Source organism: Streptomyces sp. NPDC043876 (assembly GCF_056435825.1).
In genome coordinates, this window is record NZ_JBWKDV010000013.1 from 144,363 (window position 1) to 164,966 (window position 20,604).

The following is a 20,604-nucleotide window of genomic DNA, read 5'->3' on the forward strand; positions in this document are numbered from 1 at the left end:
CGAACACTACTGACCGGCTCCGGCTCAGGCGAGGCCCGCTTCCTTCATCTGCCGCAGCTCCTTCTTCAGTTCCCCGACCTCGTCCCGGATCCGGGCCGCGACCTCGAACTGCAGCTCGGCCGCGGACGCCCGCATCCGCTCGGTCATCTGCTCGATCAGCGCGGCCAGTTCCGCGGCGGGCCGGTCGGTGAGCACCTCGCCCCGGGCGCCGCCCTTCGCGGCCTTGCCGCCCTTGACCGCCGCCGCCCGGGCGCCCAGCACGGGCACCGGCGCCTTCGCGTCCTTGCCGCCCTTCTGCTGGCGGTAGCCGGTGCCGAGCAGCTGCTCGGTGTCGACCTCCTCGCGGGCGATGGTGGCCACGATGTCGTTGATCTTCTTGCGCAGCGGCTGCGGGTCGATGCCGTGCGCCGTGTTGTAGGCGACCTGCTTCTCCCGGCGCCGGTTCGTCTCGTCGATCGCCTGGGCCATCGCCGGGGTGATGCTGTCCGCGTACATGTGGACCTGGCCGGAGACGTTGCGCGCCGCGCGGCCGATGGTCTGGATCAGCGAGGTCCCCGACCGCAGGAAGCCCTGCTTGTCGGCGTCGAGGATGGCCACCAGCGAGACCTCGGGCAGGTCGAGGCCCTCGCGGAGCAGGTTGATGCCGACCAGGACGTCGTACTCGCCGGCCCGCAGCTCGCGCAGCAGCTCGATGCGGCGCAGGGTGTCCACGTCACTGTGCAGGTAGCGGACCTGGATGCCGAGCTCCAGGAAGTAGTCCGTGAGGTCCTCGGCCATCTTCTTGGTGAGGGTGGTGACCAGGACCCGCTCGTCCTTCTCGACGCGCTGGCGGATCTCGTGCACCAGGTCGTCGATCTGGCCCTCGGTCGGCTTGACGACGACCTCGGGGTCGATCAGGCCGGTGGGCCGGATGATCTGCTCGACGAAGCCGTCGCCGCGCGAGAGCTCGTACTTTCCGGGCGTGGCCGACAGGTAGACGGTCTGGCCGATCCGCTCCTGGAACTCCTCCCACTTCAGGGGACGGTTGTCCAGCGCGGAGGGCAGCCGGAAGCCGTGGTCGACCAGGGTCCGCTTGCGCGAGGCGTCGCCCTCGTACATGGCGCCGATCTGGGGCACGGTGACGTGCGACTCGTCGATGACGAGGAGGAAGTCCTCGGGGAAGTAGTCGATGAGGGTGTTGGGCGCCGAGCCGCGCTCGCGGTCGTCCATGTGCAGCGAGTAGTTCTCGATGCCGGAGCAGGACCCGATCTGGCGCATCATCTCCAGGTCGTAGGTGGTGCGCATGCGCAGCCGCTGGGCCTCCAGCATCTTGCCCTGCTTCTCCAGCTCGTCCAGGCGCGCGGTCAGCTCCGCCTCGATGCCCCGGACCGCCTTCTCCATGCGCTCGGGCCCGGCGACGTAGTGGCTGGCGGGGAACACGTACAGCTCGCGGTCCTCGCTGATCACCTCGCCGGTCAGCGGGTGCAGGGTGGAGAGGGCCTCGATCTCGTCGCCGAACATCTCGATCCGGACGGCCAGCTCCTCGTACACCGGGAAGATCTCGATGGTGTCGCCGCGCACCCGGAAGGTGCCGCGGGTGAAGGCGACGTCGTTGCGGGTGTACTGGATGTCGACGAACCGGCGCAGCAGCTGGTCACGGTCGAACTCCTCGCCGACCTTGAGCGAGACCATCCGGTCGACGTACTCCTGCGGGGTGCCGAGGCCGTAGATGCAGGAGACGGAGGCGACCACGATGACGTCGCGGCGGGTCAGCAGCGAGTTGGTCGCGGAGTGGCGCAGCCGCTCGACCTCCTCGTTGATGGAGGAGTCCTTCTCGATGTAGGTGTCCGACTGCGGGACGTAGGCCTCGGGCTGGTAGTAGTCGTAGTACGAGACGAAGTACTCGACGGCGTTGTTGGGCAGCAGCTCGCGGAACTCGTTCGCCAGCTGGGCGGCCAGCGTCTTGTTCGGGGCCATGACCAGCGTCGGCCGCTGGAGCTTCTCGATCATCCAGGCCGTGGTGGCCGACTTTCCGGTGCCGGTCGCGCCCAGCAGGACGACGTCCTTCTCCCCCGCGCGGATGCGCTTCTCCAGCTCGGCGATGGCCGCCGGCTGGTCGCCGCTGGGCTGGTAGGGACTGACGACCTCGAAAGGCGCCACCGTGCGTTCGATCTTCGATACGGGCCGCATGAGTCAACCGTACGGCCCCCCACTGACACTCACGCATCCGCGCGCCCGCCGGGCTCCGCGACGGGCGGCCGACCCCCGTGCGACCAGCGCGGTCCCGGCTCCGTGACGTCCCGGGACGCCCGGCGGCCCTGGTCCGTTTGTCGTAGTTCGGTGGCGACGCGCCGAGGGGGAACGGCATCATCGCGAGCAGGCCGTCACACACCGCGACGGGCCGTCAGATGCGCCAGGAGGGGCGGGACCAGTCATCACCGCCGAGCCGCCGAGCGCGCCGCACCGCCGGGCCGCGCCGTCCGCCCCGCCGCCCCGCGCCCCCGCCCCGCTCCCGCTCCCGCCCGCGCGCGCCCCGCGCCCCCGCCCGCCCGCGCGTCCGGCCGGGCCGCCGGCCGGCCCCTTCACGACCCGCGAGTCGACCCCTTGCTGACCCGTGACCCGAGGAGACCGCAGATGTACGTCCGAACCGTTGCCGCGGCTGCCGCCGTGCTGGGCATCACCCTCTGCGCGCTGGGCGGGCCGGCCGGCGCCACCCGGGCCGCCCACCCGGCGCCGGCGCGGTCGGCCGGACCGCCGGCCGAGCCGGGCGCGCGTACCGCCCGGGGCCCGGTCACGGGTCCCGCCACGGGCGCGGCCGTGCGTCCCGCCGCGCTGCGCGGGAGCGCGGGCCGGGCCGCCGCGCCCCGCTCCGCTCCGCTGGCGGGGCCGCGGCCGGGGCTGTTCGGGCTGCCGGTGGTGTACGCCCACCGGGGGGCCTCGGCGTACGCCCCGGAGAACACGCTGGCCTCCATCGACCTCGCCGCCCGGCTGGGCTTCGACTGGGTGGAGAACGACGTCCAGCGCACCAAGGACGGCGTGCTCGTGGTGATCCACGACGACACCCTCAAGCGGACCACCGACGCCCGGACGGTGTTCCCGAACCGCAGCCCGTGGCGGGTGAAGGACTTCACCGCGGCCGAGATCGCCCGGCTCGACGCGGGCAGCTGGTTCCGTCCCGAGTTCGCCGGCGCCCGGGTCCCGACGCTGGCGGAGTACCTGGACCGGGTCCAGCGCAATCAGGGCCGGCTGCTGCTGGAGGTCAAGAAGCCGGAGCTGTACCCGGGGATCGAGCGGCAGATCCTGGAGCAGCTCGACCGGGCGGGCTGGCTCGACGACCGGCACGTCGCCTCCCGCCTCGTCGTGCAGAGCTTCAGCGCCGACTCGGTGGCCCTGGTGCACAGCCTGCGTCCGGATCTGGTGACCGCCTTCCTCGGCGCGCCGCCGGAGGACGAGCTGGAGCGGTACGCCGCCTTCTCCGACCGGATCAACCCCTGGTTCCGGGAGATCTCCGCCGAGTGGGTGGCCGACGTGCACGCCCTCCGGGGGCCGCACGGCCGGCCCATGGAGGTGGACACCTGGATCGTGGACGATCCGGAGACGACCGAGCGCGTCGTGGAGATGGGCGTGGACGGCATCATCACCAACGCCCCGGACGTGGTGCGCCAGACGGTCTACGGGTACTGACCCGCCCGTCCCGGGCGGCCGGAAGCGGCCCCGGGGCGTTGTCGGCGGGGCGCCGTACGGTGGTGGGGTGGACAGCACCGAGCGGCCCCGGGGGCCGCACCTCGAATGGACCGTGGTCGACAGCCCCATCGGTCCGCTCCTCCTCGCCGCGACCCACGAAGGTCTGGTCAAGGTCGCCTTCCACGCGTCCGCGCGGACGGCCGGGCCGCTGATCGACCGGCTGGGCGCGGCGGCCGTCCGCCCGGCGCCGGGCGAGGAGGTCCTGCTGGCCGAGCCCGTACGCCAGCTCGCCGCCTACTTCGCGGGCGGTCTGCGGCGCTTCGACCTCCCGCTGGACTGGCGCCTCAGCTCCGGCTTCCACCGCCAGGTGCTCCAGGAGCTGGACCGCTCCGTGCCGTACGGGGCGGTCGTCGGGTACGGCGAGCTGGCCGCCCGGGTCGGCCAGCCCGGCGCGGCCCAGGCCGTGGGCGCGGCGATGGGCTCCAATCCGCTGCCGCTGGTCGTGGCCTGCCACCGGGTCGTGGAGAACGGCGGCGGGATCGGCGGCTTCGGCGGCGGGGTGGAGACCAAGCGCACCCTACTGGCGTTGGAGGGCGTCCTCCCGGAGCCGTTGTTCTGAGCGGCGGGGCCGCGGCTCCCCGGCAGCTGACCTGGAACTATCCGGTTCCCCCGGGCGGCGGGCGGTGCGACACTGCGCCGGTGACTGCTGCCGCGGCCCCGCCCGCCGTCCCCCGCCCCGCACGGCCCGTCCGCTCCTGCCCGCCGGACCGGAGGTGTACGTCGTGACCGCCCCGCACGGTACGGACCGCTCCGGCGGCCCCGCCGAGCCCGGTGCGCCGGCCGGAGCCGGTGCCGCCGTAGGGCCCGGCGCGCCCGTCGACCCCCACGCGCCCCTCGACCCCGGCGCTCCCGCCGACCCCGTCGCGGCCGCGCCGCCGGACCGCGCGGCGCGCCCGGGCCCGCGGCGGCGCTGGGGCCGCACGGCCCTTGAGGTCCGCGAGGTGACCGAGGCCGACCTGCCCACGCTGCGCAGGCGCACCTCCGGCGTCCTCATAGCCGGCCAGATCCTGGGCGGCCTGGGCATACCGATCAGCATCGCGCTGGCTCCGGTGCTCGCCACCGAGGTCAGCGGCACCGAAGCCATGTCCGGGCTGGCCTCGACCGCCTCCGTCGTGGGCACCGCCCTGGTCTCGCTCCCGCTCGCGGCGCTGATGACCGCGCGCGGGCGCAGGCCGGGGCTGGTGCTCGCCTATCTGATCGGCGCGGGCGGCGCGGGCCTGGTGGTCCTGGCCGCCGTGCTGGGCAACTTCCCGCTGCTGCTCGTCGGCATGGCCGCCTTCGGCGCCGCGTCCTCGGCCAATCTGCAGTGCCGGTTCGCCGCCGCCGACCTGGCGGCCCCCGACCACCGGGCCCGGGCGATCTCGACGGTGGTGTGGGCCACGACCATCGGTGCGGTGCTGGGACCCAACCTGTCGGCTCCGGCCAGCCGGAGCTTCGCGGGGACGTCCATACCCGAGAAGGCCGGCCCCTTCCTGTGGGCCGGCGCGATCTTCCTGCTCACCGCGCTGCTGATCGGCGTCCTCCTGCGGCCGGATCCGCTGCTGACCGCGCGGGCGCTGGCCGGACCGGCCGAGCAGGCGGCCGGTGCCCGCTCGCTGCGGGCCGGGTTCGCCGCCGTACGGAGCTCGCCCCGGGCGCGCCTGGCGCTGGTGACGGTCGCCGTGACGCACACCGCCATGGTCTCGATCATGGTGATGACCCCGGTCGACCTGGGCCACCACGGCGCCGGCCTCCAGCTGATCGGGCTGGTGATCAGCGGGCACATCGCCGGGATGTTCGCCTTTTCGCCGGTGATGGGATGGCTCGCCGACCGGCTCGGCAGGCTGTCCGTGATCGGGCTGGCCGCCGGACTGCTCGCGATCGCCGCGCTGCTGGCGGGCACCGCCGGAGCGCACCACGCGCAGACCGCGGCGGGACTGTTCCTGCTGGGCCTGGGCTGGTCGGCCGGGCTGGTCTCCGGTTCGGCGCTGCTGACGGACTCGGTGCCGCAGGCCGCGCGGGCGGCCGTACAGGGCCTGTCCGACCTGACCATGAACACCTGCGCGGGCGTCGGCGGGGCGGTGTCCGGGCTGATCGTCGCCCAGGCGGGCTACGGCTGGCTGAACGCGGTCGGCGCCGCGCTGCTGCTGCCGATGGCCGGGCTGGCGCTGTTCACCGCGCGCCGCCACCCCGTGGCCGCCGGCCCCGCGGCCACCGGCGGCGGGGCCGTCAAAGGCTGATGTGGTAGGCCTTGCGCAGCGTCTCGTGCACGGTCCAGGTGGTCCTGTCACCCTCCCGGAGCACGCAGGCGGTGCCGGGGCCGACCTCCAGCCGCGCGCCGCCCTCGACCTCGATGGTGGCCCGGCCGCTGACGACGACGAACAGCTCGTTCGCCTCGGTGTCGGTGACCGTGCCGGGCGTGATCTGCCAGATTCCGCGCAGCTGCTTGCCGTCCGCGGACTCCCACAGCACCTTGCCGGTCACCACCGGGTCGCCGGACAGGATCTGCGCGGGGTCGAGCTCCTCGGCCTCCAGTTCCGTATCCGCCAGATCGGGCACGGACACGGCGAAGGAGGCGGGGGCGGAGGTGGGCGCGGGGGCGGGCGCGGCGGGGTCTTCGGTGCTCATGGCGCGAAACCCTAGCCCGGCCGGCCGGCCCGGCGCGGTGACCAGGACGTCCAGGATCGGGAGCGCGGACGAGTCACCCTGTCCAGGGGCGCGAGCACTGCGAGCGCCGCGCGCACCCCGCGCATCTCGGACAGTTGGGCCGGGGGCGCGTTTGGCGGCCGGGATCCCGTGCCATGGATGGGGACATGTCACAGCACACAGCGGTTCCGGTCCTGTCGGAAGAGGTCCGCGACGCGCTCGCGGAGCAGCGGCCCGTCGTCGCCCTCGAATCGACGATCCTCGCGCACGGCCTGCCCCGGCCCCGCAACCTTCAGGTGGGCGGGGAACTGGAGGCGCTCGTCCGGTCGGAGGGCGCGGTTCCGGCGACCGTCGCGGTGCTCGACGGAGTGCCGTACGCCGGGCTCGACAAGGCACAGCTGGAGCGCATCGCCACCGGTGACGGCGTGCGCAAGCTCGGGCACCGGGACCTGGCCCCCGCGATGGCGGCGGGCGCCACCGGGGCGACGACGGTGTCGGCGACGGCCTTCCTGGCCGCCCGGGCCGGGCTGCGGGTCTTCGCCACGGGCGGGCTGGGCGGCGTACACCGCGACTGGGCGCGGGCGCAGGACGAGTCGGCGGACCTTCCGCTGCTCGCCCGGACCCGGATCACTGTGGTGTGCGCGGGCGTGAAGTCGGTCCTGGACGTCCCCGCCACGCTCCAGCGGCTGGAAACGCTGGGCGTGGGGGTGCTGGGCTTCGGGACGGAACGTTTTCCCGGGTTCTACCTGCGCAGTTCCGGCGAGCCGGTCGACTGGACCGTGCACCGGCCGGAGGAAGTGGCCGCGGTGATGGCCGCCCAGGACGCCCTGGGCGGGCCGGGCTCCGCGCTGCTGGTCGCCAACCCGGTCCCCGAGTCGGAGCAGCTGGACCCCGACCTGCACGACCGGGTCCTGGCCGAGGCGCTCGCTGAGTGCCGGGAGCGCGGCATCACGGGGCAGGCGGTGACCCCGTTCCTGCTCGGCTTCCTGGTCCGGGCGACCGGCGGGGCCTCGCTGGAGGCCAACCTCGCGGCGGTGCGCGGCAACGTGCGCCTGGGCGCGCGGATCGCGTCGGCCTGGGCGGCCTGGTGAGCGGGCCGGGGGGAACGCCCGGGCACGCGCCCACCGGCCGGCCCGGCGCACCGGCCGCGGAGTTCGCGGGGAGCCTGCTGGTGGTCGGGGACGTGGTCACGGACGTGGTCGCCGTGCACCTGGAACCGCTGGCTCCGGCCACCGACACGGCCGCCCGGATCCGTACGATGCCCGGTGGCGCCGGGGCCAACGCGGCCTGCTGGGCGGCCCACGAGGGCGCCGCCGACGTCGCCCTGCTCGCGCGGGTGGGCGCGGAGTCGGCGCGGTGGCACGAACACGCCCTGGTGGCCGCCGGGGTGCGGCCGCTGCTGGTGACCGATCCGGTGGAGCCGACCGGGACGGTGGTGGCGCTGGTCGGCAAGGACGCGGAGCGGACCTTCCTGACCGACAGCGGGGCGGTGCTGCGGCTCTCCCGGGCCGACTGGACCCCGGAGCTGCTGGACGGGGTGGCCCACCTGCACCTGTCCGGCTACCTCTTCTTCGGGGACACCAGCCGGGAGCTGGCCCGCCTCGCGCTGCGGTCGGCCCGGGAGCGCGGCATACCGGTGAGCGTGGACCCCGCCTCGGCCGGGTTCCTGGCCGCGCTGGGGGTGGACCGCTTCCTGGACGCGGTGGCGGGGGCCGATGTGCTCCTGCCCAACGAGGACGAGGCGCGGCTGCTGGCCGGGCTGCCCGGCCCGGCCCCTTCGGCGCGGGCGGCGGCGGAGCTGAGCCTGCGGGTGCCGCTGGTGGTGGTGACCCGCGGTCCGGCCGGGGCGCTGGTCGCCGAGGGGGGCCGGGTGAGCGCCGAGGTCGCGGCGGAGCCCGCGCTGGCGGTGGATTCCACGGGCGCGGGCGACGCGTTCACCGGCGGGTTCCTGGCCGCCCGGCTGGCGGGCGCGGGCCCGGTGGAAGCGGCGCGGGCGGGGTGCCGCGCGGGGGCGGTGGCGGTGACCCGGCTGGGCGGCCGGCCGTAGGCGGCGGATCGGTGGCGGCGGGAGCGGTGGCGGCGGGAGCACCGCGGCTCAGCGCGGGGGTCCGGTCCAGGCGGGGTGGCGGGGGTCGTCGGCGCGGACGATGACGTCGGCGGCCGACTCCGGGCCGGTCTCGGCGTCGTAGCGCGCGAAGGCCGGTACCGTCCAGCGCTCGGCCTCGGGCGTGCGCCGGGCCAGGGCCGCGGCGGACAGCCGGATGTGGATGCTGAGGTCGAAGGGGAACCAATGGCCCATCAGGAACGGTCCGTGCAGGACGAGTACTCCGCCCGGCGGCAGGGTCACGTACGGGCTGCGGGTCGCCCGGTCGGTGACCGGGTCCCAGAGGTCGGGCAGCACCCGGCCGCTGCCGCCCGGGTCCAGCGGGCCGACGACTTCGCGCCACAGGGCCGCCGTGTCGTACCAGCCGTCGAGGTAGGAGTCGACGTCGCGCCGGCCGTGCTCGAAGCGCAGCGAGGCGGGCCGCAGGAATCCGCCGGTGGGCACCACGAGGACCGAACGGCCGCGCAGGCGCAGGGCGTCGGCGAGGTGTCCGGCGAGCGTGCCGGTACCGGCGGCGGGCGCGCCGTCCACGGCGACCCGCAGCCAGGACGCTGCCCCGCCCGGATCGCCGCCGGCGTCCGCGGCGCCGCCCGGAGCCGGCCGCGCCTCGTCGAGATGGCCCGCGAGCCGCTCGGCCATCCCCTGCCATGTGATCGCTTCCAGCTGCACGGTCCCATTGTCAGTGGTCGGCCGTAGCGTTTCTCGACAAGGGATCACCGACGCGCAAGAGCCGTCGGCCCGGCCTTGGGGAGGGGTCTGTCATGGCTCGCGAGACGACGTACCTGGAGCTGTCGCAGGAAGGTGGCGGCGCCCACAAGTTCTACGAGGTGACCGTCGACGGGACGGCCGTCTCCGTGCGCTACGGCCGGATCGGGGCTGAGGGCCAGGTGCAGAACTCCTCCTTCCCGACCCTGGAGAAGGCGCGGGCGGCCGCCGCGAAGAAGGTCGGCGAGAAGGTCCGCAAGGGGTACGCCCCCGCCGTCCGGGGCCAGCGGACGGCGCGCGCGGTCTCCCGCCGCCAGGTGGCCTCGGCTCCCTCGACGGCGCGCGCGGTGGCGCCGGTGCTGTGGCGGTTCCGCACGGGCGCCTCGGCGTTCGGAATCCATGTGGACGAGGACCGCTGCTGGGTCGGCAACCAGGCCGGGGACGTCTACACGCTGAGCCACGGCGGTGAGGTGCTGGCCCGCTATGCGCTGCCGGACGGCGTCAAGTGCCTGGTGGCGGACGAGTTCTGGATCTACGCGGGCTGCGACGACGGCACGGTGTACGACCTGTCGTCGAAGGTCCCCTTCGGGGCGTACGACATCGCGGCGGACGTGGACATCTTCTGGCTGGACATCCACGAGGGCGTGCTCACCGTGTCCGACCGCGACGGCGGTCTGACGGTCATCGACCACGAGGACGAGTTCCAGTGGTCGCGCCGGTCCTCCGGTTCCAACGGGTGGATGGTGCGGACCGACGGGGACGCGGTCTACCACGGGCACAGCGCGGGCGTGACGGCGTACGCCCCGGACGGCAGCGGCGAGTTGTGGCACACCGCGACCAAGGGACAGGTGCTCTTCGGCTGGCAGGAGGACCACGCGGTGTACGCGGGGACCTCGCGGTACACCGTGGAGCGGATATCGAAGGCGCGGGGGACGGTCGAGGCCACCTACCGGTGCGACGCGGCGGTGTACGCGTGCGCGACCTCGCCCGACGGCCGGCACGTCTTCGCGGGGGACTCGTCCTCGTCGGTGTACTGCTTCGACGCCGACGGGCGGCGGCTGTGGAAGCTGGGCACGGGCAGCGGTTCCGCGCTGTCGATGCAGTACCTGGACGAGCGGCTGTACTTGGTGACCACCGACGGATCGCTGGTGTGCGTGGACGCGAGCGAGGCGGCCATCGCGGCGGCCCAGCAGGGCTCGGTGCCGACCGCGCTGGACGTGAAGTCGGCGGCGGCCCTGCCGGTGTTCACCCCGGCCGCGTCGCCGGCCGCGGTGGCGACGGTGACGGTCGCGCCCGCGGGCGGCGTGGTGGTCGAGTGCGTCCAGCAGGGCGGGCGGATGCGGGTGCAGGTGGTATCGGGCGGCTTCGAGCCCTCCTGGAACGTGCAGTTCCCGCGGGGCATCCGGGAGGCGGGCGCCCGGTACGTGGTGGACGGGCTGCACTCGGCGCCCGGGGGCTTCTACCGGGTGCGCGGGGAGATACGCCGCCTGGTGTGAGCGGGGACCGCGGCGGACGGCGGCTCCGCGGCCGGGCCGGGCCGGCCGTCCCGGGCGCGGCGGGGGGCGGGCGCGTCGACCGAGAGGGGCAGCCCCTCGGGGAGGGCGTAGGTGACGTGCAGGACGACCGGCTCGGCGCCGAGGTTGCGGCCGAGGTGGACGTGTTCGGCGCCGCCGCGTTCGACGAAGCGCGTCCCGGCCTCGTGCACCTCGACCGTGCCGTCGTACAGGAACCGGGTGAGCGTGCCGGACCGGACGACGGCGTGCAGCGGGACGTGGTGGAAGTGCCAGCCGGTGGAACCGCCGGGCTCCAGGACGATCTCCCGCTCCAGGAGGTCGGCCAGGGCCGACGGCCCGGCCGCCGGGCGTATGCGCCCGGGCTCTTCCCGCGCGGCGGGGGCCGGCAGTCGTCGTCTGCGGGGCGCCGCGCCCGCGATCCCGGCCATCGGCTTCGGCCCGCCCATGTACGCCTCCTCCGCGCTCCCTCCGGGGGCGGCCGGCGCCCCTGGAGTGGTTCACCGTAGGCAGGCTCCAGGTTGACCGGAAAGAATTCCCGGAACACCAACTCCCGGGCTGGGGAAGGTGATACAAGGCGGGGGCGGCGGTATCACTCCTGTATGGACCTCGTCGTCTTCGAGCCGCTCAAGCGGATCAGCTGCGCCGAGTGCGGCCACGGACCGCTTCCGCACCTCGTGCGCGAGTCGGGCGTTCCCCGCTGCCTGGACTGCGCGGACCTCGGGCACCTCGTCTACCTGCCGCGCGGGGACGCCGCCCTCACCCGCCGCGCCCGGACGGCCAGTTCGCTGTGCGCGGTCGTGGTGCGGTTCAACAAGCGGCGCCGCCGGCACGAGCGCCAGGGCCTGCTGGTCGAGGAGCACGCGCTGGTCCGCGCCGAAGCCGCCTGCCTCGTGGACGCCGAGGCGCGGGCCCGGCGCCGGGCCCGTGACCGGGTGCGCCGGGCCGCGGAGGACACCCGGTTCACGGCGCTCTTCGCGGCCGAGATAGCGCGGCTGTTCCCGGGCTGCCCACCCGACCGCGCCCGGGCGATCGCGGCGCACGCCTCGGTCCGGGGCAGCGGGCGGGTGGGCCGCAGCGCGGCGGGGCGGGCCCTGTCCGAGCAGGCCGTCTCGGTCGCGGTCCGCGCCGCGGTCCGGCACGAGGACACCGAGTACGACGCCCTGCTGATGGCGGGCGTGCCCCGGTTCGAGGCCCGCGCCCGGCTCGCCGCGCGGATCGACGCGGTCCTCGACTCCTGGCGCCCCGGCCACGGCCCCGCGGACACGGCTCAGCTGGCGCGGGACCGCCGGTAGAGCAGGGCTCCGCCGAGGAGCAGGGCGGCGCTGCCCGGGACGAGGTAGCCCAGCGCCTCGGCGCCCGTGTGCGCCAGCGCGGCTCCCGTCGCGCGCGGCGGCGCGGGCGGGGTGACCGGGGCGGACGGAGCGGGCGGCCGCACCGCGGTCGGCGGCTGCGCGGGCTTGCCGCCACTGGGCGGGGTGCCGTTCACCGAGGTGTTGCCCGTGGCGGAGTTGCCCGCGCCGACCACGCTCACCGCGTTGCCGCTGATGTTCACCGGGAGGTCGATCGGCAGCTGGAGCCCGTTTCCGGACAGCAGGCCGGGCGAACCCTGTGCGTGCCCCGAGGCGACCGCGCCCCCGCCGTTCCCGGCACCCTGCCGGGAGGGGCCCGTCGAGGACGACGGGCCCGACGGATGCGAGGGCCTCGGGTCCGGATGCTCGCCAGGACCGGCGTTGGAACACCGGTTGCCGGAGGCGGAGTTGAGCAAGCCCACCACGCTCACGGTGTTCCCGCACACGTTCACAGGGGTGTGCACCGGCAGCTGCACCAGGTTCCCCGAGAGCAGCCCCGGCGAACCCAGCGCCTGTCCACCCGCGCCCGCGTCGGCTTGGGCGAAGCCGCCCGCGCTCACGGCAGCCAGTCCACCTCCCGCAACCACCGCCGCGATCAGGCCATTTCGACGACTGCGTCGCATCAGCTTCCCTGCCTTCCGGAGGAGTTCACGGACGTCGCGCCCGCACCGGAACAACGCCCGAGACCCATTCGGGTTATAGAGCCGGTAGGCATTTCACTCCATCGTGTACTGGGTAGTGCGTACTTCATGATGGACAGACCGCTGCTGCTCCTCGACGTGGACGGCCCGCTCAATCCGTTCCGGTCGCCCCTCGCCGGGCTGCGGGGATACACCACCCACCGCATGCGCCCGGCCCTGTGGATGTCCCGCCGCGACCCGGATTCCGCGAGCGCCCGCCGGGGACTGCGGGTCCGCCTGCACCCCACGCACGGCCCCCGGCTCCAGGCCCTGCCCTTCGAACTCGCCTGGGCCACCACCTGGATGCACCAGGCCAACACGATGATCGCCCCGCACATCGGACTACCCGGTGATCTGCCCGTCATCGAATGGCCGGAACTGTTCGCCCATGATCCCGACGGCCTCTACTGGAAGACCCGGCCACTGCTCGACTGGGCCGACGGGCGGCCCTTCGCCTGGGTCGACGACATGATCACCGACCGGGACCGCGCCTGGACCCGCGCCCACCACCCGGCGCCCGCCCTGCTCCTGCGCATCCACCCCCGCCACGGCCTGCGCGTACGCGACTTCACCACCCTCGCCCGCTGGGCGGCCGCGCTGCACGGCAACTGAGCGGAGCCGTGCCGCGCTGCGGTCGGCCGGTGGATCAGTGCCGGGAGCCGAGGGCCGTGACCGGATCGGGAGAGGGGCGGCCGCGGGGCCACCAGTCCTCCTCGCCCGGTTCGGACTCGTAGGCGTACCAGAGCCCGTCCCGGCCGAGGCGGAGCTGTGCCGTGTCCCCGCAGAGCCGGTTGCGGCGGGGCCGCAAGGGACCGAGCCCGGCGGCCAGCAGTGCGGGGCGCGCGCGGTCGAAGGGACCGGCGGGCGGATCCCACTGCTCCTCCAGGACCAGCAGCCCGGCCCGGCCGCCCTGGCGCCAGGCCGCGACCGCGCGGGCCAGATCGCCCGGCGAACGGCCGGTGGCGGCGGCCAGATCCCGGTACAGGGCGCGGGTGGAAGCCGCCAGCCCCGAGGTCGGCGGCTGCGCGGTGGCCAGCCGGACCGCGTCCTGCCACAGCGTCAGGCCCGCGATCGGGTCCCGGCCGGTGGTGAGCAGGGCGTGGGCGCGCGCCGAGGCGTCGGAGGCGAGCTGGTCCAGCGCCAGCGGGTCGGGGGCGCCCGTCTCGCCCGGGTAGGCCGGGGCGGCCCCCACGGGCGGGGCGTCGAGCGGTGCCGGCAGCGGCGGCAGGACGGAGCGGTGCACGGCGGCGCGCGCCGGGACGCCGGGGAAGCGGCCGTCCGCCTCGGGCTGTTCGCGGGCGGCGTGGGCGGCGTTGCGGCGGGTCAGCTCGTCGAGCAGGTCCCGCTCGCCCCGCCCGCGCAGCAGCATCAGGACGAACGGGTCCTCGTCCAGCAGCCGGGCCGCCCGGTAGCAGAGCGCCGCGGCGTGCTTGCACGGCGGACGCCCGATGTCCGGACAGGAGCAGCGCGGTACGAGGTCCCCGGCACCCGGCAGCAGCCGCCCGGCCAGGTCCTGCGGGATCTCCCGCTCCAGCAGCGCGGCCAGGGCGGCAGGCCGGGCGGCGATGTCCTCCAGCAGCTCGTCCCACTCCTGCGGGGCGAAGACGGTCAGGGCCAGTTCCGTGCGGTAGGGCCGGGCCCGGCTGCCCCGCACGTACGCCACGATGCGGCCCGGGGTGACCGTCACCGCGTCGACGTGCCCGTCGTCGGCGTACGCCCGCCCGCGCCCGAGGCGCGCGGAGTCGCGGGAGAGTCCCTCCAGGGCGGCCACCCAGGCCCGCCCCCACCAGCTGGCGGCCTCGGCGCCGGCGGGCAGCGAGTCGAAGGTGCGGCGCAGGTCATCGCGTGCGGTGATCATGAGCGCCTGCGCAGGGAGACGAGGTCGGCCAGTTCCCGGTCGGTCAGCTCGGTGAGCGCGGCCTCGCCCGATCCGAGGACGGCGTCGGCCAGGGCCCGCTTGGCTTCCAGCATCTCCGCGATGCGGTCCTCGACGGTGCCTTCGGCGATGATCCGGTGGACCTGGACGGGCTGGGTCTGGCCGATGCGGTAGGCGCGGTCGGTGGCCTGCTCCTCGACGGCCGGGTTCCACCAGCGGTCGTAGTGGATGACGTGCCCGGCGCGGGTGAGGTTGAGGCCGGTGCCCGCGGCCTTCAGCGACAGCAGGAACACGGGGACCTCGCCCGCCTGGAAGCGGTCGACCAGTTCCTCCCGGCGGGCCACCGGGGTCCCGCCGTGCAGCAGGTGGGCCGGGATCCCGCGCGCCGCGAGGTGCTGCTCCAGGATCCGGGCCATCGTCACGTACTGGGTGAAGACCAGCACGGAGCCGCCCTCGGAGACGATGGTGTCCAGCAGCTCGTCCAGCAGGGCGAGTTTGCCGGAGCGGTGCGGGATCCGGGGCCGCTCCTCTTTGAGGTACTGGGCCGGGTGGTTGCAGATCTGCTTGAGCGAGGCGAGCAGCTTCATGATCATCCCGCGGCGTGCGATGCCTTCGCTCGCTCCGATCACGGCCATCGCCTCGTCCACCGCGGCCTGGTACAGGGAGGCTTGCTCCCGGGTCAGCGAAACGGGGTGGTCGGTCTCCGTCTTGGGCGGCAGCTCGGGGGCGATCCCCGGGTCGGATTTCTTGCGGCGCAGCAGGAACGGCCGGACCAGCGCGGCGAGGCGGGCCACCGCCTCCTCGTTCCCGCCGTCCTCCTCCGCCTGGTGCTCCACGGGCCGGGCGTGCCGGGCGCGGAAGGCGGTCAGCGGGCCGAGCAGCCCGGGGGTGGTCCAGTCCAGGAGGGCCCACAGCTCGGAGAGGTTGTTCTCGACGGGGGTGCCGGTCAGCGCCACCCGGGCCGGGGCGCCGATGGTGCGCAGCGCCCGCGCGGTCGCCGAGTGCGGGTTCTTGATGTGCTGCGCCTCGTCGGCGACGACCATGCCCCACTCCTGCCCCGCCAGCCGGGACGCGCTCGCCCGCATCGTCCCGTACGTGGTGAGGACGAAGCCGTCGGCGAGGCCCTCCAGGGTCCGGCCGGCGCCGTGGAAGCGGCGCACCGCAACCCCGGGGGCGAACCGCTCGATCTCCCGCTGCCAGTTGCCGAGCAGGGACGCGGGGCAGATCACCAGGGTCGGTTCGGGGCGCGCCCGGTGCAGGTGGAGGGCGATCAGCGTGACGGTCTTGCCCAGGCCCATGTCGTCGGCGAGGCAGCCGCCGAGGCCCAGCGAGGTCATCAGGTCGAGCCAGGCCAGGCCGCGCGCCTGGTAGTCGCGCAGGGTGGCGCGCAGCCCGGTCGGCTGCGGCAGCGGCGCGAGGTCGGCGGTCAGCCGGTCCCGCAGGGCGGCCAGGGAGCCCACCGCGACGGCGGGCACGGCCTCCCCCTCGACCTCGGCCTCCCCGGTCAGTACGGCCGCCAGCGCGTCCACCGGATCCAGCAGCCCCAGCTCGCGCTTGCGGGCCTTGCGCACCAGCTCGGGATCGACGCGCACCCACTGGTCGCGCAGCCGCACCACCGGCCGGTGGGCCTGCGCGAGGGCGTCCATCTCGCCGGGGGTCAGCCGGTCCCCGCCCAGCGCCAGCTCCCAGGAGAAGGCGAACAGGCCTTCCGCGTCGAAGAACGCGGTCCCGTCGGTCGCCGAACCGGGCGCCGTCGACCGTACGACGGCACTCGCGTCCAGGGTCCGCGCCAGGTCCCGCGGCCAGTGGACGCCGACCCCGGCCGCGGCGAGCCGGGTCGCGGCGGCGCCCAGGAGGTCCTCCAGCTCGGGGTCCGACAGGGCCAGCGCATCGGGCACGGGCTGGTCCAGCAGGCGCAGCAGCGGCGGCCACACCCGGGCGGCGCGGCGCAGCGCGAGCACCGCGTCGACCCGGGCCCGGGGGCCGAACCGGTCGGTGGCCTCTCCCGACCACAGCGCACCCGCGTCGGTGACCAGCGTCGGATCGGCCAGGCTGTGCACCTGGACCACGGCCGCACCGGCCCGGCGCACCTCGTCGGTGTCCTGCGCGGCGCCCTCTTCGGGGTCGAAGAGGCGGTACGACGACAGGTCGAGGCGCAGCGAGATCCCCACCCCCGCGTCGGCCCCGGCAGCGACCTGAGCCGCCCAGTCCCGCAGCCCCGGCACCCGCTGCGGTTCGGCCGCGGCGAAGGGGCGCCCGGCGGCGACCGGGGCGGCCGGGCTCCGCGGCAGCGTGTCGGCGACGGCGTCGAGGAAGGCGCGGACCAGGGCCTCCGGTTCGGGCAGGAGCAGCGGTCTGCTGCCGGGCAGGGGCGCGGCGTACCCCTCGTGGGGCAGGGCGGCGGCGACCGCGCGGAGATAGGCGATGTCCTCGGCCTCCAGCGGGCCGATCCGCCAGGCGTCGAAGCCCTCCGGGGTCAGGCCGGGGAGCAGCCGGCCCCGCGCGGCGAGCGCGAGGGCCTGGCGGGCGGCGGTCCCCCAGGCGCGGGTGGCGGGATGCGCGGCGGGGTGGTGCGGGGCTGCGGCGAGCACCGGGAGCGCCGCGGCGAGCGGGAGCACGAGCGAGGGCACGGTCCGGGTCCGCACGGTGGTGCCGGCGGGGTGGACCGCGCCGAGGGGTTCGCGGACCGCTTCCACGCCGTCGGGGAGGTCCGCGGGATCCGGCAGGTCCTCGCCGGCCGGGGACCAGAACGCGATCCGGCCCTGCCGGGGCACCTCGGCGGGGAGGAAGAGCGCGGCGTGGCGCAGCAGCGCGGCGGGCGCGGGGTCGGGCGGCGGGTGTGCCATGACCTTCCTCCCTCCCCTGGCGCGCATCCGACTCGTCCGTGGATGTCCTTGCCGGAGAGTCTAGGCGGGGCCACTGACAATGCCGTTGACCTGGGACGTTGACCACCGCAATACCGGGCCGCGACCGGGGTACGGCTACCCGCACGGACCGCACCGCGCGGCCTGTGGCCCAGCACCCGCCTCACGGCCCCGACGCACCGCCGTACGCATCGCCCGGCGCACCGCCGCCCACCGCACCGGGCCGGGTCCGCACCGGCCACCGCACCGAGCCGCACGTACCGCGACACCGCACCGACCACACCGCCCAGCCCCGCACCGCGCCGCGCCGCGCCACAGCACACTGCCCGCACCGCAGCACCGCAGCACCGCAGCACCGCAGCACACCGCACCGACCACCACGGGGATCCCGCCGCGTTCCGACGCGTCACCGCCTCAGCCGCCGTCCTCGCCGCGGCAGCCGCGCTCACCCTCACCACGTCCGCCGCCGCCGCGGCTTCCGTGTCCGCCCCGGCCTCCGACGCGGCGGCCCGCAAGCTGGCCACCGCGCCGAAGCGCACGGCGGCGGCCTGCGCGGCCGACTGGCTGCGCGCGAACCCGGGCGGGACAGCGTCTTGGCACGACTACGGCGCGCTCCGCGTCGAGGAGGGGGCGCACGTCTACGGCGTGCACACCTCGGTCCGGACTCCGAGCCCGGCGTCCACCTCTACGGCATCGGACGCGACGGCTCGACCGTGACCGTCGTCACGCGGGGACGGATGGGCGTCCTGGCCGACGCGCCCGTCCCGGCCTTCAAGAAGACGACCTCCACGGCCGTGCGCAAGCTCAACCCCTGACGGGCGGCCCGGTACGACGGCCCCCGGACACCCCGTGGGCGGCACGTCGCCCTACTGGTCCTCGAACCCCGCCGCCTGGAGGTACTCCGGCTGCGGGTCCAGGGCCGCGGCGAGCCGGAAGTGCCTGCGGGCGCGCTCCGGCTGCCCGGCGCGCTGGTGCGTGCGGGCCAGGGCGAAGTGCGCGAAGGCGTTGTCCGGCTCCCGTTCCAGGACCAGCTCGAACTCCAGCGCCGCGGGCCTGAGTTGGGCGGCGGCGAAGAAGGCACGGGCGCGCAGCAGCCGGGCGGCGGTGTTCTCCGGATGGGCCGCTATCACCGAGTCGAGCAGCTTCACCGCGCCCCGCGGGTCCCGGGCGGCGAGCAGCTGCTCGGCGGCCCGGAAGTCGATGACGTGGGTCTCCGGGCTGACGGCGCCCGGCCCGGGGCCCGGCTCCCGACGGGGGTCGGGCTCGGGCGCGGACGCGGGCGGCGGCGTGGTGTCGGACACGATGTATTTCCTTCCCTCTCCCAGCGCCGTCAACGCACGGCGGGGCCGAACCCGTACGGGGAAGCGGCCCGGCGACCGCTCCTCAGGCCCGGCGCGCGGCCGCGCGCGCGGTCAGTTCCTTCCACACCTCACGGACCTGCGGCTCCAGTGCCGCGAGCGGCCCGTCGTTGTCGATGACCAGGGTGGCCACCGCGAGTCGCTGCTCCCGGGTCGCCTGGGCCGCCATCCTGGCCCGCGCCTCGTCCTGCGCCATACCGCGCAGCGAGGTCAGCCGTGCCAGCCGGGTCTCCGGCGCCGCGTCCACGACGACGACCAGGTCGTACAGCGGCGCCAGCCCGTTCTCGGTGAGGAGCGGTACGTCGTGCACGACGATCGCGTCGGGACCCGCGGCCGCTTCCAGCTCGGCCGAGCGGGCGCCGACCAGCGGGTGCACGATCGCGTTCAGGGTGGCCAGGCGTTCCCGGTCGGCGAAGACGATCGAACCCAGCTTCGGCCGGTCGAGCGTGCCGTCGGGAGAAAGGACGGACTCCCCGAAGGCGTCCACGACGGCCGCCAGTCCGGGGGTGCCGGGCTCGACGACCTCCCGCGCGATCCGGTCGGCGTCGACGATCACCGCCCCGTACCCCGCCAGCAGTCGTGAGACCGCGCTCTTACCGGCACCGATTCCGCCCGTCAGGCCCACTTTCAGCATGGCCCGCAGCCTAGACCCCGCGCCTGGAGCGACGTTCGGGCCCCCTACGCCTCGCCCTCGCGCTCCGCGAGGAAGCGCTCGAACTCGCGGCCGATCTCGTCCGCCGAGGGGATCTCGGCGGGCTCGGCGATCATGTTGCCGCGGGTCTCGGCGCCGGCTGCGGCGTCGAACTGGTGCTCAAGCCCCTGCACGAGGCTGACGAGCTCCTCGTCTCCCTCGCGGATCTGCCGGTCGATCTCCGTCTGCGTGCGGTGCGCCTCGGTGCGCAGCGCGTGCGCCACGCTCGGCAGCACCAGACCGGTCGCACCCGTGATCGCCTCCAGGGCGGTCAGCGCGGCGTCCGGGTAGGAGGAGCGGGCGACGTAGTGCGGGACGTGCGCCGCGACACCCAGGACGTCGTGCCCGGCCTGGGCGAGCCGGTACTCCACCAGCGACTCCGCGCTGCCGGGCACCTGCGCCTCGTCGAAGGGGCTGCGGTGACCCGGCATCAGGTCGGTGCGGTTGCCGTGCGGGGTGATGCCGACGGGGCGGGTGTGCGGGACGCCCATCGGGATGCCGTGGAAGTTCACCGAGAGGCGGACGCCGAGCCGCTCGACGATCTGCTGGACGGCGGCGGCGAAGCGCTCCCACTCCACGTCGGGCTCGGGCCCCGACAGCAGCAGGAACGGCGCGCCCGTGGCGTCCTGGACGAGCCGGACCTCCAGGGCGGGCGCGTCGAAGTCGCTCCAGCGGTCGCGCTGGAAGGTGAGCAGCGGGCGCCGGGCCCGGTAGTCCACGAGCCGGTCCGCGTCGAAGCGGGCCACCACCTGGTGGGGCAGGGCGTCCAGGAGCCGCTCGACGATCTGCTCGCCGGTCTCACCGGCGTCGATGTAGCCCTCGAAGTGGTAGAGCATGACCAGCCCGGCGGACTCCTGGGCGAGCGCCAGGTCCACCACGGCCAGACCCTCGGCATCCCACTCGTACAGCCCTTGCGGATCGAGCACCGTCACCACTCCCCTTCGTCACGTTCACTGCCAAGAACGTTCAAGGACCCGTGCCCATTCCCCAGTTGGCCATTCCCGCGCGGACAGCCGGAAACGCGGCGGACGCGACGCGGGGGAAACGCGACGAGGCCCGCCCCCCGAAGGGGACGGGCCTCGCCGTTTCAGCTCAGCTCAGCCGCGCGCCGGAGC

19 protein-coding genes are annotated in these 20,604 nt (G+C 75.2%); 9 read left to right on the plus strand and 10 right to left on the minus strand.

Annotated features, from left to right (window positions below; translation table 11 throughout):
* Positions 1-24: 24 nt before the first annotated feature.
* Positions 25-2,169, minus strand: coding sequence for an excinuclease ABC subunit UvrB (uvrB, locus tag AC0693_RS32940; RefSeq protein ID WP_469337914.1), 2,145 nt, complete (start codon positions 2,167-2,169; stop codon positions 25-27).
* 444 nt (positions 2,170-2,613) lie between these two features.
* Between uvrB and AC0693_RS32945 the strand changes: the two genes are divergently transcribed.
* The 3 genes from AC0693_RS32945 to AC0693_RS32955 all read left to right on the plus strand — a co-directional run bounded on the left by AC0693_RS32945 (position 2,614) and on the right by AC0693_RS32955 (position 5,942).
* Positions 2,614-3,663 carry a glycerophosphodiester phosphodiesterase gene (locus tag AC0693_RS32945; protein WP_469337912.1) on the plus strand — a complete coding sequence of 350 codons (1,050 nt, stop codon included), beginning with the start codon at positions 2,614-2,616 and terminating at the stop codon, positions 3,661-3,663.
* A gap of 67 nt (positions 3,664-3,730) precedes the next feature.
* A complete protein-coding gene (locus tag AC0693_RS32950; RefSeq protein WP_469318889.1) occupies positions 3,731-4,282 on the plus strand; it encodes a methylated-DNA--[protein]-cysteine S-methyltransferase in 552 nt (183 codons plus the stop codon).
* 382 nt (positions 4,283-4,664) lie between these two features.
* Entirely contained in the window at positions 4,665-5,942 is a 1,278-nt protein-coding gene (locus AC0693_RS32955) for an MFS transporter (RefSeq protein ID WP_469318949.1), read from the plus strand.
* Here the strand turns inward: AC0693_RS32955 and AC0693_RS32960 are convergent.
* A complete protein-coding gene (locus AC0693_RS32960) occupies positions 5,932-6,330 on the minus strand; it encodes a cupin domain-containing protein (RefSeq protein WP_356413029.1) in 399 nt (132 codons plus the stop codon). The two genes, AC0693_RS32955 and AC0693_RS32960, sit on opposite strands and share 11 nt — an antisense overlap.
* Positions 6,331-6,515: 185 nt before the next feature.
* On the opposite strand from AC0693_RS32960, the gene AC0693_RS32965 reads away from it, so the two are divergent.
* Positions 6,516-7,439 (plus strand): pseudouridine-5'-phosphate glycosidase, encoded by a 924-nt coding sequence (locus AC0693_RS32965; protein WP_478803800.1) that lies wholly within the window; start codon positions 6,516-6,518, stop codon positions 7,437-7,439.
* Positions 7,436-8,395, plus strand: coding sequence for a carbohydrate kinase family protein (locus AC0693_RS32970; RefSeq protein WP_469318890.1), 960 nt, complete (start codon positions 7,436-7,438; stop codon positions 8,393-8,395). Before AC0693_RS32965 ends, AC0693_RS32970 begins: the two co-directional genes overlap by 4 nt.
* 48 nt (positions 8,396-8,443) lie before the next feature.
* Here AC0693_RS32970 and AC0693_RS32975 read toward each other — a convergent pair whose 3' ends face one another.
* On the minus strand, positions 8,444-9,121 hold the full coding sequence (locus tag AC0693_RS32975; protein WP_478803801.1) for a nucleoside/nucleotide kinase family protein: 678 nt from the start codon (positions 9,119-9,121) through the stop codon (positions 8,444-8,446).
* Positions 9,122-9,213: 92 nt separating this feature from the next.
* Here AC0693_RS32975 and AC0693_RS32980 point away from each other — a divergent pair, with 92 nt between their 5' ends.
* Entirely contained in the window at positions 9,214-10,653 is a 1,440-nt protein-coding gene (locus AC0693_RS32980; protein ID WP_469318892.1) for a WGR domain-containing protein, read from the plus strand.
* On the opposite strand, the gene AC0693_RS32985 is transcribed toward AC0693_RS32980, so the two are convergent.
* A complete protein-coding gene (locus AC0693_RS32985; protein WP_478803802.1) occupies positions 10,617-11,117 on the minus strand; it encodes a cupin domain-containing protein in 501 nt (166 codons plus the stop codon). The two genes, AC0693_RS32980 and AC0693_RS32985, sit on opposite strands and share 37 nt — an antisense overlap.
* A 153-nt stretch (positions 11,118-11,270) precedes the next feature.
* On the opposite strand from AC0693_RS32985, the gene AC0693_RS32990 reads away from it, so the two are divergent.
* On the plus strand, positions 11,271-11,963 hold the full coding sequence (locus AC0693_RS32990) for a DUF2293 domain-containing protein (RefSeq protein WP_478803803.1): 693 nt from the start codon (positions 11,271-11,273) through the stop codon (positions 11,961-11,963).
* Here the strand turns inward: AC0693_RS32990 and AC0693_RS32995 are convergent.
* Positions 11,939-12,580, minus strand: a complete 642-nt coding sequence (locus tag AC0693_RS32995; RefSeq protein ID WP_478740391.1) for a chaplin — start codon at positions 12,578-12,580, stop codon at positions 11,939-11,941. The genes AC0693_RS32990 and AC0693_RS32995 overlap by 25 nt on opposite strands.
* A gap of 189 nt (positions 12,581-12,769) precedes the next feature.
* Between AC0693_RS32995 and AC0693_RS33000 the strand changes: the two genes are divergently transcribed.
* Positions 12,770-13,312 carry an HAD domain-containing protein gene (locus AC0693_RS33000; protein ID WP_356413042.1) on the plus strand — a complete coding sequence of 181 codons (543 nt, stop codon included), beginning with the start codon at positions 12,770-12,772 and terminating at the stop codon, positions 13,310-13,312.
* Positions 13,313-13,346: 34 nt separating this feature from the next.
* Here AC0693_RS33000 and AC0693_RS33005 read toward each other — a convergent pair whose 3' ends face one another.
* A complete protein-coding gene (locus tag AC0693_RS33005) occupies positions 13,347-14,558 on the minus strand; it encodes an SWIM zinc finger family protein (protein ID WP_478803804.1) in 1,212 nt (403 codons plus the stop codon).
* Positions 14,555-17,422 (minus strand): DEAD/DEAH box helicase, encoded by a 2,868-nt coding sequence (locus AC0693_RS33010; RefSeq protein ID WP_478803805.1) that lies wholly within the window; start codon positions 17,420-17,422, stop codon positions 14,555-14,557. Before AC0693_RS33010 ends, AC0693_RS33005 begins: the two co-directional genes overlap by 4 nt.
* 498 nt (positions 17,423-17,920) lie before the next feature.
* On the opposite strand from AC0693_RS33010, the gene AC0693_RS33015 reads away from it, so the two are divergent.
* On the plus strand, positions 17,921-18,157 hold the full coding sequence (locus AC0693_RS33015) for a hypothetical protein (RefSeq protein WP_478803806.1): 237 nt from the start codon (positions 17,921-17,923) through the stop codon (positions 18,155-18,157).
* Between the two features lie 149 nt (positions 18,158-18,306).
* On the opposite strand, the gene AC0693_RS33020 is transcribed toward AC0693_RS33015, so the two are convergent.
* The 3 genes from AC0693_RS33020 to AC0693_RS33030 all read right to left on the minus strand — a co-directional run bounded on the left by AC0693_RS33020 (position 18,307) and on the right by AC0693_RS33030 (position 20,415).
* Positions 18,307-18,642: a tetratricopeptide repeat protein gene (locus tag AC0693_RS33020; RefSeq protein WP_356413104.1), complete on the minus strand. Its 336-nt coding sequence runs from the start codon at positions 18,640-18,642 to the stop codon at positions 18,307-18,309.
* A 181-nt stretch (positions 18,643-18,823) separates the two neighbouring features.
* Positions 18,824-19,432, minus strand: a complete 609-nt coding sequence (gene coaE, locus AC0693_RS33025) for a dephospho-CoA kinase (protein ID WP_469337889.1) — start codon at positions 19,430-19,432, stop codon at positions 18,824-18,826.
* 44 nt (positions 19,433-19,476) lie between these two features.
* The gene (locus AC0693_RS33030; RefSeq protein WP_469318901.1) at positions 19,477-20,415 is read right to left on the minus strand and encodes a PAC2 family protein; all 939 of its coding nucleotides are present in this window, start codon (positions 20,413-20,415) and stop codon (positions 19,477-19,479) included.
* Positions 20,416-20,604: the final 189 nt, after the last annotated feature.